This is a genomic window from Limnofasciculus baicalensis BBK-W-15 (assembly GCF_024178385.1).
GTDB lineage: Bacteria > Cyanobacteriota > Cyanobacteriia > Cyanobacteriales > Coleofasciculaceae > Limnofasciculus > Limnofasciculus baicalensis.
On sequence record NZ_JAMZMM010000014.1, the window covers coordinates 1 to 12,992 of the forward strand.

Consider the following 12,992-nt stretch of genomic DNA (forward strand, 5'->3'; position numbering starts at 1 on the left):
TGGAAACAAAAAATTCATCATAACTTCATCAGAACTTCTTGAAATCTTGATGTTTTTAACAGAAAGTCCGTGTTAAGTTAGATATGTGGAGAGTTAAAGACCACACACCCAAGTAAAACAAAAGGACGGTAGGAAAAATGGTAGCACCAACAAACAGCGCAGATACAATTTTAGGTACCAAAGGCATTGAGGTAATTAACGCTTTAAACGGTAATGATATTATCAAAGGTTTTGCTGGCGATGATACCATTAATGCTGGTAATGGCAATGATTGGGTTGATGGTGGTGCTGGCAACGATAACATTGATGGCGGCGCTGGCAATGATACACTCTTTGGTGGTGCTGGCGACGATTTCATTAGTGGTGGCGCTGGCGACGATCTTATCAATGGTGGTGCTGGCTTAAACGAGCTTTATGGCAATTCTGGCAATGACAGAATCTTTGGTGGTGCTGACAACGAAATCCTTAATGGTGGGGTTGGCGACGATATCCTCCATGGTGGTGGGGGTGCTAACATACTGATTGGCGCTGCTGGGAATGACAAGATTTACTCCAGTGGCAACGGCGATGTCATTACTGGTGGTGCTGGGAATGACTCAATCTGGCTTAACGGTAGTAATGCTGTGGTTAATCTGTCAAGTGGTAATAGTGGGATTGATACCATTCATAACTTCGTCCTAGGTTCAACTACATTTAACGTAAGCGGTGCTGCTCCTGCAACTTTTACTTGGAGTGGTAGTGATGTAATCATTTCCCAAAGTGGCATTGATTTAGCAGTTGTTACTAACGTCGGTAGCTTTGACGCTAGTGCTTTTTGCTAAGAGTAATAATAGTTGAGCTAATATAGCTAACCATTATCTTCCTCTAGTAGACCCAGGCGCGAACAATCCTTGTAGAGATGTTGCAATGAAACGTCTCTACAAGGATTGTGGATAACGCATAATTAATTTCCACCCCTGTTGTAGAAAGATATAAGGGCTAAACTAGCTCACAGAAACCAGGTTTTTTTGAAAAACCTGGTTTCTTAAACCAATCAAATTTAGGATTGCTATCGCTGGAGGGGATTGTCTCTACCCGAAATTTGTGACTCTAGAAAACACGCCCTTTTAATAAATTGACATGAGTAACATCGGTGTAGTAACAATTGGCAGAAATGAGGGGGAACGACTGATTCGTTGCCTCAAGTCATTAATTGCGCAGTTACCAAAAGAGACACCAATTATTTATGTTGACTCTGGTTCAACCGATGATAGTATAGTAGCCGCTAAATCTCTGGGGGTTCAAGTCGTTGAGCTGGATATGTCTCGTCCATTTACAATGGCACGAGGTAGGAATACTGGGTGGAAGTATTTAATCGAACATTTTGCTAATCTGAAATACGTGCAGTTTATCGATGGAGACTGCGAATTGATTGAAGGTTGGATTGAGGAGGCGATCGCAACTCTGGAAAATGATGATAATTTAGCTATTGTCTGCGGGAGGCGGCGGGAAAGATTTCCCGATGCCTCGGTTTACAATCGACTGGTGGATATGGAATGGAATACCCCTGTTGGTGAAGCGAAATTTTGCGGGGGTGATGCCACGATAAGAATTACTGCTATTGAAGAAGTAAACGGATATAAAGAAACAATGATTTGCGGCGAAGAGCCGGAAATGTGTATCCGGTTGCGTCAGCTTGGGTGGAAAATCTGCCGTATTGATGCGGATATGACACTACATGATGCCGCCATGATGAAATTCAGTCAGTGGTGGAAGCGCTCTATCCGTAGTGGTTGGGCAATTGCAGAAGGTGTGGCTATCCACGGTAAATCTCCTGAAGAGTATATGGTGCGGGAAAGTTTTAGTCGTTGGTTTTGGGGATTAATTTTACCACTGGTTACCTTGGGATTGGCTTTGCCTACATTTGGGCTGAGTTTATTTTTATGGATGGGTTATCCAATCCTGATGTGGCGGGTGTCTCGCTATCGGCAAAGTTGTGGGGATTTGCCATCTCATGCCAGATTATATGGGTTTTGGTGCGTAGTCAGTAAAATCCCGGAGGCAATTGGGCAGAGTAAATACTGGCTAACGCGATGGCGGGGCAAGGAGGGGCAGTTAATTGAATACAAACAGCCGACGATTGCAGGTACATAATCACCCAAATTGCTAATCACTTTTAACTTTTGACTTTTGACTTTTGCTATATCTCCCCTACTTCTCCCCGATTATTCTTTAATCTCAGAATCAGGTAGAGAAAGTTATGCTGTGGACTTTAATTCTGTTGTTCACATCGGAATATGGGGTATCTTCACAGATTCTTCATATATAAATGTTCTATACGCATAGTGATTTTGCCGAATAATTAAGCATATCCCATTACTTTAAAGATCTGATGAAGTTGCCCAAATTGTGATTGCCATCACTGTGGTTTTCAGTTATATTCAAACATAGTGAAGCTTCTAAAATTAGAATCTTAGCTGATGAAAATAGCTACCACATCGATCGTCCAAACAATTCATTTATTGTACAGGCTAGGGTGTAAGTAAATTCTACCGCCTGTATGGTGCAAAATCGAATCACTAGTTTATCCTGGGCTATTAACTATGAATCGCGTAGAAATCCTCAACTTACGTCTAGATAACCTGTCGATGACAGAGTTTCTCAGAAAATTAGAGTCTGGCATTGTCTTTACTGCAAATATCGATCATTTTGTCAAGCTACAGAAGGATCTGGATTTTGTCCGAGCTTATAATATAGCTGACTACAAAGTCTGTGACAGCCAATTAATTGTCCATACATCTAAACTTTTAGGTACGCCAATCAAAGAAAGGATTTCTGGTTCTGACTTATTTCCAGCTTTTTGTCAGTATCATAAATATAATCAAGACATCAAAATTTTTCTTTTAGGAGCGGCTGAAGGAGTTGCTCTGAAAGCGAAAGCCAAAATTAATACCAAAATTGGCAGAGAGATTGTAGTTGATGCCCATTCGCCTTCCTTTGGCTTTGAGAAGAAAGAAGAGGAATGCGAGGAAATCATTGATAAAATTAATCATTCTGGCGCTACAGTACTAGCAGTAGGAGTTGGATCGCCAAAGCAGGAAAAATGGATTGCCAAATATAAAGATAAACTGCCAAACATTAAAATCATTTTCGGCATCGGAGCTACAATTGATTTTGAAGCTGGAAATGTCGATCGCGCTCCCAAGTGGATGAGTGATGTGGGGATGGAATGGTTGTACCGACTGTTATCTGAACCCGACAGACTATGGAAACGATACTTGGTAGAAGATCCACTCTTTTTCTGGCTAATTTTACAGCAAAAACTCAATCTTTACAGGAAGCCGTTCACGGAAACTATGGCAAATACAGATGTTCAACCAATGTTATTAGAAGATGCGGCAATAATTAAATTACCGAAACACTTGAGTGTTATTGAAGCAGTGAAGTTGAAAGAAAAATTTAATCAGCTTCTACAATCAAGTGTTATGCCTTCCCAAATTATTTTGGATTTCAGCGAAACCGATTTTATCGACAGCAGTGGGATTGGCGCACTGGTGAGTAATTACAAAGAAGCCAGAGAAAAAAGGGTTGAATTCTTACTTAGAGGTGTAACTCCACCCGTGATGGCTGTATTGGAAATGACTGGACTCCATAACGTTTTGAGAATTGAGTCCCTCAATGATCTTGCCAAACCTACCGTTGATCTAACAAAACAAAATCTACCAAAAACTCACCCATCTATCCGATCGCAGGTGAAGCGATCCATAGATATTTTAGGGGCAATTGTGGGTTTGCTTATTACAGCAATCTTGTTCATACCGATTGCGATCGCAATTAAAATTGACAGCCCTGGCCCCATTTTTTTTAGCCAGATTCGGTGTGGTTGGATGGGCAAGCGGTTCAGGATTTGGAAGTTTCGCTCGATGTTTGTCAATGCGGAAAAACTAAAAAATAGTATCGAAAATCAAGCAGATGGCAAGATATTCAAGAATGAAAATGATCCACGAATCACAGTAATTGGTCGTTTTTTGAGGAAAACCAGTCTGGATGAACTACCGCAGTTTTGGAATGTCCTAAAAGGTGACATGAGTTTGGTGGGTACTCGTCCCCCAACACCAAGTGAAGTGTTAATTTATGAAGTACCAGAATGGCAAAGACTAGATGTAAAACCCGGAATGACAGGTGAGTGGCAGGTAAACGGGCGCTCTAAAATTCGCCAGTTTGAAGATATCATTAAACTGGATTTGCGTTACCAAACAAGATGGAGTTTAATCTATGATATTCAGCTAATCCTGAAAACGCTTACGGTTGTATTTCAGAAAGAGAGTGGTGCAGCATAGGAAAAAGGATGAGTGTTAATCAACCCCACGATTGCGATCTACCAATAGCTAATGACTAATTCCCGTGTTCCTAGTGGTCATTAGCTATTCACCATTGATAGTTGTGAAGAGAAATAAAGGTGGCTCGATTATGTTTAATTATCAAATAACTTCTTTAGTTGTCGATATTATACTTGTAGTTAGCGCAATTGGACTGATGATTCCAGTTGCGGTTATTTTTATTGAATGTATAGCAGCTTTATTCCCAAGTAGAACGGCGGTATGGGATACTGAAGTAGAGGCAGCTCAACCTAGGGTAGCAGTTTTAGTGCCAGCCTATAATGAAGCATCTGGAATTAGTGCAACAATTGAGACATTACTACCTCAATTAACAGACAGAGATAGATTAGTAGTTATAGCAGATAATTGTACTGATGAAACAGCCGCGATCGCAAGTAAATTAGGGGCGACAGTTATTGAACGACAAGATCGCGATCGCAAAGGGAAGGGTTATGCTTTAGACTATGGGATCAGATTTCTTGAGTACGATCCGCCAGATGTAGTGATTATCGTGGATGCTGACTCAATTGTGTGTGAGGGGGCAATCAAAAAAATTGCTTCTCTTGCGGCTGCGGCAAAATTACCTGTCCAATCCCTCTACCTGATGGAAAAACCTCCTAACCCAAAACCAAAGGATGGGGTTTCCGCTTTAGCATTTACCGTCAAAAATTTAGTCCGTCTGAGAGGATTAACTCAACTGAGACTACCATGTTTGTTGACAGGCACAGGGATGGCGTTTCCTTGGTTTGTCATTCGCCAAGCACCTCTGGCAAGTGGTAACATAGTAGAGGATATGCAGCTAGGGATAGATTTAGCGATCGCAGGATATGCTACTATATTTTGTGAAGAGGCTAAAGTAATCGGACGGCTACCGCAGCAGCAGCAAGCTGCCAAAAAACAAAGGAAACGCTGGGAACATGGTCATTTACAAACCTCGTTAACCCAAGTTCCTCGACTCTTAAAAGCATCTATTATTAAACGACGTGTTGACCTCTTCGTCATGGCTGTGGACTTTTTAGTACCGCCCCTTTCCTTGCTAGTTGGGATTTGGGGAGTTATGCTGGGAGGAGCATTACTCACATTCTGGTGGAGTGGTGCATGGGTGGGCGCAGTTTTGTTGGGAATAGAGGGAGTTTTCCTTCTGGTAGCCATTATGGCAGCTTGGGCTAAGTTCGGACGTACTGACTTACCCCTCTTGACATTGTTAAGCGTACCCTTTTACATCCTGTGGAAAATTCCCCTTTATCTGGGGTTTCTGGTGCAACCTCAGACAAAATGGAATAGAACTCAACGGGATGGTATCAAAGATCCGGAATTCCCCTAAAATTTTCTAGTATCAGGAGTGCTGCTAACATCCCCATCTACTGCTGCTATTTACATAACCCTGGTATATAGCAAAAGTCAAAAGTCAAAAGTGAAATGCCTGCTGTGACTTGGTTATGGCGTTTTCTGCTCTCTTAACCGCCCTAGCGATTGGTATAGTGTAAACTATAGTCGCTTTTGTATCAAAAATAGCAGTAATAAATCACCAGGTATGATACCAAAGTAAAAATAGAAAGAAGGGAGCATTAAACCAGAATCCAAATAAATCCCGAACACAAGAATGTGGATGGGAAAATGGCTGTATTAATCTATCCTTAAAAGAGTTAAGATGCCCCAAGATTCCAGCCAGGACTTAGAAGTCTTATTAAATAGCAAAAAGATTAGACCGTTAGAGGAATCCCCTGTAGAGGAAGATCTAGATCCGACTTCTCCCCCGCAAAAAGGATTGAATATACGTCCTCTTTTGAGGATTATTCAGCGCCGCATCTTGCTAATTGCTGGGATAACGAGTCTAATGACAGCGGCGGCTGTCTATGTGAACAATAAATCACCATCAGTTTATGCGGGGAGTTTTCAACTTTTAGTTGAACCTGTTACATCTGAAGAGAAATTAACAGATCCCAGCGCCCTTACTGGTACTCCAGTTAAACTATCAAATGGGAAAGGTGATGAACTAGATTACTCGACTGTTTTTACAATTCTCACCAGTTCAGAAATGTTTAAGTCTATTGTTGAACAAGTTAAAGTTCAGCAACCAGACTTTGGTGTGGGTCAACTTAAGAATGGATTAACAGTTGAACGTCTCATTTCAAAACAGTTTGGTGGTAAAACTAAGATCGTTACGGTTAGCTATCAAGGACTCGATCCAAAAGTCGTCCAATTAGTTTTAGATACAACAGCAAAACGATACTTAAATTATAGTCTTGATGAGCGGAAGACTTATATTGGTCAAGGGATTAGGTTTATTGAGGAACAACGGCCGGAGTTGGAGAACCGAGTCAAGGCACTTCAGTCACAGCTACAGAAAATCCAACAGCAATACAATCTGATCGATCCGACGAAGGAAGGGACAGAATTATTCGCCCAAGTGCGTCAAATGACTAGCGATCAATTAGTCGCCCAACGAGAACTACAGGAACAAAAAATATTATACCTAAACTTACAACAAAAATTAAGTCTAACACCAAATGAAGCTATTGCAGCATCATCCTTAAGTGACAATCCCAACTATCAAAATTTACAGACGCAAATCCAGGACATAGAAAGTCAGATTGCCAAAGAATCGGCTCGCTTTTTGCCCGATAGTCCCCAAATCAAAACACTAGCGGAAAAACTAGATAATTTACAAAGTTTAACGGATGGAAAAAGGCAAGAGATTTTGGGAGAAAACTTAACTAAGACTACCATTAATTCTGAGGTGCTAGCATTTCAAAATTCTACTCGTCAACAACTGATTGGACAATTGATTGAGACGGAAAATAAAATTAAAGTATTAGAACTCCGCACTCAATCTTTGGCAAAAACCACCAACAATTTTGAGCGACAAGCTCAACAATTCCCGGCTGTTGCTAATCAACACAATTCTATACAGCGACAGTTAGAAATTACAACTAAGACTCTTGACCAACTCTTAAGTCAGCGGGAAACTTTGCGAGTACAAGCAGCTCAGAATAACATACCTTGGGAGATCGTCGCCAAGCCGACTATTCCTAGGGATGGGGAGAATAATCCGATCCCACTGCCCACTTCTTCTAAGAAACTAATGGCAGGAGTGGCAGGAGGTATAATTTTAGGTTTGGTACTAGCTATTCTCTATGAAAAAGTGCGAAATATATTTTACGCAACTGAGGATATTGAAGAAACAACTAAATGGCATATTTTAGGCAAAATTCCCCGAGAAAAACAACCTAAATCTTTGTCTAATTCCATCCTGTTTTATAAATCTATTACCGCCAAGGAAGATAATTATGAGAGTCCTTTTTTAAAGTCTTTTGAGTCACTTTACACTAATATCCGTTTTGGCTTTTTTAATTCGCCTATTCGGTCCTTAGTCGTTTGTTCCGCTGCACCGGGAGATGGTAAGTCTACGGTGGCTTTTCACTTGGCTCAAACCGCAGCAGCTACAGGCAAGACTGTGCTATTAGTAGATAATAATTTGCGATCGCCAAGTCTCCACACGCGATTAGATCTGCCAAATGTACAAGGAGTAAGGGATCTGTTAGAAAAAACATTGGAACCTAAAGATCTGATCGAGCAATTACCTTTGGATGAAAATCTTTTTGTATTAACTTCCGGCCAATCCTTACCAAATTCTCCTAAACGGTTGGCATCTGCCCACATGCAGCATTTGATGGAGAAATTGCACGCTAGATTCGATTTAGTGATTTACGATACACCTAATTTGCTGGATTATACAGATGCGAGTTTTCTCGCTGCGAATACTGATGGCATTTTAATGGTTGTGACGATGGGGCAGACGAAGCAATCGTTAGTTCAGAAAGCTAGGGCTAGAATTGAAAAATATGGTTTGCCAATCCTGGGCGTGGTGGTTAATCGCGTCCAGACTGGTGATATTGAATAGTTTGTTTGTTTCAGAAGTTCAGTGGAGGTGCTTAGATTATGCCACAGGCGAGATGCCTGTGCTACGAATGATTGATTTACTACTTATGAGATGTACCAAAATTTTATTCGATTTGTTCTCTTGCCACTTGGGATCGAGCGGGATATAATAGTGAAGGAGTTACGGATAAGTCCAAAAGCTAGATCCAATCGAGCTGATGGACACTATAATTTTATCCTGATTCTAGAAAAATATTTGCTCTACTGCCTACTTGCTAGTTTTAAGTCAGGTTTCCATAAAGCTCAAATAGAGCTATTCATAGCTATTGATGCAACGATTTGATTTGATTCGTTTCTATCTAGCAATAACCGTAGGGTGGGCAGTCCCTACTAACGTAATAGTAAGCTTTTCAACTTCTTAAGGGGACTGCCCACCCTACTACTTTGGATCTACTTTAGTTCGCTCGGATAATCTTGCAGTTATTTAACGAGAAAAAATTATTTCTCGAATTGACAATGACAATTGCATATCTAGTTAATCAGTATCCAAAAGTGAGTCACAGCTTCATCCGGCGAGAAATCCTCGGACTTGAAGCATGTGGAATAAAAGTAGCGCGTTTTGCCATCCGTTGCAGCCAATCTGAATTGGTTGATGAAGCAGACAAACTCGAACTAACAAAAACTCGATATGTTTTGGGAATTGGCAAAGTTGGCTTGCTAATTAGTTTATTGCGGGTTTTTATAACTAAACCAGTTCTTTTTTTCCAGGCATTATGGTTAGCCCTGAGAATTGGTTGGGGTTCAGATAGAGGCATGTTACTTCATTTAGCTTACTTAGCTGAAGCTTGCGTGGTTCTAATTTGGTGTCTAGATGATAAAATTAGCCACATTCACGCTCACTTTGGCACAAATTCCACTGCGGTGGCAATGTTATGCCACCGATTGGGTGGACCTCCCTACAGCTTTACAGTTCACGGCCCAGAAGAATTTGACAAAGCAAAAGGGATAGCGTTGGCAGAAAAAATTAAGAGATCGGCATTTGTCGTGGCAATTAGTTCCTTCGGTAGGAGTCAGCTTTATCGCTGGTGCAGTCTCGAAGATTGGTCAAAAATTCATGTCATTCACTGCGGTGTAGACGAGATATTTTTCCAAGAAAATTTAACCACTGTCCCAGATTTACCTCAGTTAGTTTGTGTCGGGCGGTTGAGCGAACAAAAAGGGCATTTACTATTAATTGAAGCCGCAGGTAAATTAGCTACTGAAGGTTGGCAGTTTAAATTAGTATTAGTAGGTGATGGTCCGCTGAGATCTCAGATTGAATCCCGAATTATCCAGCTTGGCTTGCTAAACCATATTAAGATTACAGGTTGGGCTAGTAATGCTGAGGTTAAGCAAGAGATTTTGTTATCCAGGGCACTAGTTTTGCCCAGTTTTGCGGAAGGATTACCTGTAGTAATTATGGAAGCCCTAGCTTTAGGCCGTCCAGTTTTGAGTACCTATGTCGCCGGGATACCGGAATTGGTGGAACATGGAGTTTGTGGTTGGCTGATACCGCCGGGATCAGTTGAAGCCTTAACTGATGCGATGCGTAAAATCTTGCAGTTGCCTCTAGCAGATTTGGTGCAAATGGGGAAGACTGGAGTTAAGCGGGTTGCACAACAACATGATGCAGCGATAGAGGCTGGTAAGTTAGCCGCACTATTTCGCTTTGATCGGGATCTGGAGACTAACCCGGGGAATATTAATTACCGACTGCCAGATCTTTCCTCTGCCAGGATCTCAACTACCAGGAGTCGTTTATGAAAATCAGTATAACCCAATGAAGTAATATCTTTAATAGGGTGTAATGTATCCCAACCACCAGGAGTCGTTTATGAAAATCAGTAAGACCCCATGAACAAATATCTATCAAAAGTATTTTACGTCCTGACCGGAAGTAAAAGAAGTCTGATTTTCCTCATGTTGGTGTTTGTATTAACTTCTGTCCTAGAGGCTGTAGGTATTGGACTAATCGGACCATTTTTGCGGTTAGCATCTGAACCAGAATTTATCCACAAAATTCCTATCCTAGAGTGGATTTACATCCAATTCAGTCTCACATCAAGTCGCCAAGTTATCCCGATATTAGGTTTGGGAATTGTTGCTTTATTCTGTATCAAATCACTGGGCTATTTTTTTGCTCGCTATTACATATTTCAGTTTACATTCGACCAAAAAAGGCTACAGTCATTAAGATTATTCAATGCTTATTTAGTCGTGCCATATACGTTTCATTTAAGCAGAAATACTGCTGGCTTAATCAAAAATATTATATTAGAAACTAATCAGTTTACTCTGAACTGTCTGCAACCCATCTTAGAGAGTGCGGCAAACCTAGTTGTTATAGTTGTTTTGTTATTACTGTTGGCAAAGACTGATCTACTGCTGCTGGTAATGATTATGGCAATTTTACTGCCAACCTTTATTGCCTTCTACCGCCTAGGTGGTAAATTCAAAGCCTGGGGTAAGATAGTATCAGAAAGTCAGAAAGAAATAATTAGAACAATAAATCATGGCTTAGGTGGATTGAAAGAGACGCGGGTAATTGGTTGTGAATCCTACTTTGGGGAACAGATGGAGGAGCAAACTCTTAGACATGAAAAAGCAGCCACCTTATTTAATACTTCGCAATTGTTACCTCGGATTTTAATTGAAACATCTTTAATTGCCTTTGTCGTCTTGTTTATATCGATATCTCAATTATTTTTAAAACAAAGTTCAGAAGACTTGACTTCAGTAATGGGAGTTTTTGCGATCGCTTCCATGCGCTTAATTCCATCAGCCAGTCAGTTGATACAGGGAGTAGGCAGAATGCGTAATGGTAGCTATGCTTTGGATATGCTGTATTTTGACCTCAAAGAATTAGATCGAGAAAAGGTAGAAAAGAATATAGACATTACTGGGAATTTTAAGGGTGGTAACTTCCTGAAATCTCAACCTGGTGAGCGTCAAGTGATACCTTTTCTAAGGCAAATTGAATTGAGCCATATTACTTACCGTTATAGCGGGACATCAGAACCTGCTATTAAGGAGATGTCTTTAAGTATTAAAAAAGGTGAATCTATCGCTCTCATTGGTAAATCTGGATCGGGTAAAACCACCTTAGTCGATGTTATTTTAGGTTTGTTGCCACCTGAGAGTGGAGATATTTTAGTTGATGGTGTCTCTATCTATAATAATCTCCGTTATTGGCAGGATTTGATTGGCTATATTCCTCAATCAATTTTTTTGACTGATGATACAATTGAGAGAAATATTGCTTTTGGGGTTCCGGATGATAAAATAGATTATGGAAGAATGAAACAGGCGATCAAAGCCGCTCAACTTGAGGAATTAGTAGAGGAACTTCCTGATGGGATTAAGACTAGTGTTGGTGAGCGAGGAGTAAGATTATCAGGGGGACAACGACAGCGGATTGGTATTGCTCGTGCCCTTTATCATGAGCGAGAAATTTTAGTTCTGGATGAGGCTACGGCGGCACTAGATACTGAAACTGAGCGCCTGGTGAGTGAGGCAATTAGTTCTCTGGCTGGGACAAAGACTTTAATTATTATCGCTCATCGTCTTTCCACAGTTGAACATTGCGATCGCATTTATCTGTTGGATAAAGGTACTGTTGTCAAATCAGGGAGTTATCAAGAAGTTGTTGGTTAAAAATGAATAAGTTAGTCAGAGAAGTTGGTAGGATATTTTAATATGAATGTAAAGCGATTACCAGATTTTATTATCATCGGTGCTGCAAAGGCAGGAACAACAACCCTGTATCAATATTTATGTCGCCATCCCCAGATTTACATGTCTACCCCCAAAGAACCTGATTTTTTTGCGATCGAATCGCATTACGATAGGGGGATGGATTGGTACACTTCTTTATTTAGCGATGCTGAACCCCATCAAATCTGTGGCGAGGCTTCCACCACATACTCTAGGTTGCAGAAGCATCCGAAATCTCTTGAGAGAATTGTGGCTACATTGCCTAATATCAAGCTGATTTATATTATGCGGCAGCCCATCGATGGCGCTTATTCTTTTTACATTCATAGACTTAAAGGATCTCGATATCATCCTGAATTAGCGGTGTCGGATACCTTTGAAGAAACGATTAAACAGCAGAGTGAATTTTTGGATAACGGCTATTATATAGATTGCATAGAAAAATATTTGGGCTTCTTTGCCAGAGAATCATGCCTTTTCCTGTTAATGGAAGATTTAATCAAAAAACCAGGAGAAACACTGAATAATATTTTTAGTTTTATCGGTGTTGATCCGGGAATTGATGTCGTTGGCGACAATCTGGTTGCAGCCAACAAAGCTGGAGATCATCCCGATTGGTTTGTACGGAAACAACTAACAGCTTCTGTGAATGGAATTCCGGGAGTTGCTCAAGTTGCTAAACTGCTGCCAAAAGGAATGCGCGATCGCGCTTATCAGTTATTGAAAGGATTTCAGTATAAAAAATGGGTTGAAACACAATATATGCCACCACCAATGCTACCCGAAACTCGTCAAATGTTAGTAGAAAGATTTAGGGAACCGAACCGCAGACTGGCTGAGTTTCTGAATCGCGACTTATCTCATTGGGATAAGTAAGCAAGGAGACTTTCAGCACTTAGCTAGTATCACCAACAAAACCTAAATAGTAAAAAAGTTCGTAGTAAGTGATTCATCGCCTCAAGTAGCGATAAATCGCTTACTACCAACCAAGAGGCAAAA

The 12,992-nt window shown here is 40.7% G+C and carries 8 protein-coding genes; all 8 read left to right on the forward strand.

The window, feature by feature from the left end:
- Positions 1-137 precede the first annotated feature (137 nt).
- Positions 138-821 carry a calcium-binding protein gene (locus tag NJ959_RS02785; RefSeq protein WP_254010220.1) on the forward strand — a complete coding sequence of 228 codons (684 nt, stop codon included), beginning with the start codon at positions 138-140 and terminating at the stop codon, positions 819-821.
- Positions 822-1,119: 298 nt separating this feature from the next.
- Entirely contained in the window at positions 1,120-2,133 is a 1,014-nt protein-coding gene (locus NJ959_RS02790; protein ID WP_254010221.1) for a glycosyltransferase family 2 protein, read from the forward strand.
- A 449-nt stretch (positions 2,134-2,582) separates the two neighbouring features.
- Positions 2,583-4,319 carry a WecB/TagA/CpsF family glycosyltransferase gene (locus tag NJ959_RS31020; RefSeq protein ID WP_507237479.1) on the forward strand — a complete coding sequence of 579 codons (1,737 nt, stop codon included), beginning with the start codon at positions 2,583-2,585 and terminating at the stop codon, positions 4,317-4,319.
- 130 nt (positions 4,320-4,449) lie between these two features.
- Entirely contained in the window at positions 4,450-5,682 is a 1,233-nt protein-coding gene (locus tag NJ959_RS02805) for a glycosyltransferase family 2 protein (RefSeq protein ID WP_254010222.1), read from the forward strand.
- Between the two features lie 327 nt (positions 5,683-6,009).
- Positions 6,010-8,262 (forward strand): GumC family protein, encoded by a 2,253-nt coding sequence (locus tag NJ959_RS02810; RefSeq protein ID WP_254010223.1) that lies wholly within the window; start codon positions 6,010-6,012, stop codon positions 8,260-8,262.
- 494 nt (positions 8,263-8,756) lie between these two features.
- Complete coding sequence (locus NJ959_RS02815; RefSeq protein WP_254010224.1) at positions 8,757-10,043, forward strand: glycosyltransferase; 1,287 nt, start codon at positions 8,757-8,759, stop codon at positions 10,041-10,043.
- 90 nt (positions 10,044-10,133) lie between these two features.
- The gene (locus NJ959_RS02820; protein ID WP_254010225.1) at positions 10,134-11,933 is read left to right on the forward strand and encodes an ABC transporter ATP-binding protein; all 1,800 of its coding nucleotides are present in this window, start codon (positions 10,134-10,136) and stop codon (positions 11,931-11,933) included.
- Between the two features lie 42 nt (positions 11,934-11,975).
- A complete protein-coding gene (locus tag NJ959_RS02825; RefSeq protein ID WP_254010226.1) occupies positions 11,976-12,869 on the forward strand; it encodes a sulfotransferase domain-containing protein in 894 nt (297 codons plus the stop codon).
- Positions 12,870-12,992 lie beyond the last annotated feature (123 nt).

Bases quoted from the DNA above. Each gene is read 5' to 3' on its own strand.
- NJ959_RS02785 (WP_254010220.1), top strand. From the start codon at position 138: ATGGTAGCACCAACAAACAGCGCAGATACAATTTTAGGTACCAAAGGC.
- NJ959_RS02790 (WP_254010221.1), top strand. From the start codon at position 1,120: ATGAGTAACATCGGTGTAGTAACAATTGGCAGAAATGAGGGGGAACGA.
- NJ959_RS31020 (WP_507237479.1), top strand. From the start codon at position 2,583: ATGAATCGCGTAGAAATCCTCAACTTACGTCTAGATAACCTGTCGATG.
- NJ959_RS02805 (WP_254010222.1), top strand. From the start codon at position 4,450: ATGTTTAATTATCAAATAACTTCTTTAGTTGTCGATATTATACTTGTA.
- NJ959_RS02810 (WP_254010223.1), top strand. From the start codon at position 6,010: ATGCCCCAAGATTCCAGCCAGGACTTAGAAGTCTTATTAAATAGCAAA.
- NJ959_RS02815 (WP_254010224.1), top strand. From the start codon at position 8,757: ATGACAATTGCATATCTAGTTAATCAGTATCCAAAAGTGAGTCACAGC.
- NJ959_RS02820 (WP_254010225.1), top strand. From the start codon at position 10,134: ATGAACAAATATCTATCAAAAGTATTTTACGTCCTGACCGGAAGTAAA.
- NJ959_RS02825 (WP_254010226.1), top strand. From the start codon at position 11,976: ATGAATGTAAAGCGATTACCAGATTTTATTATCATCGGTGCTGCAAAG.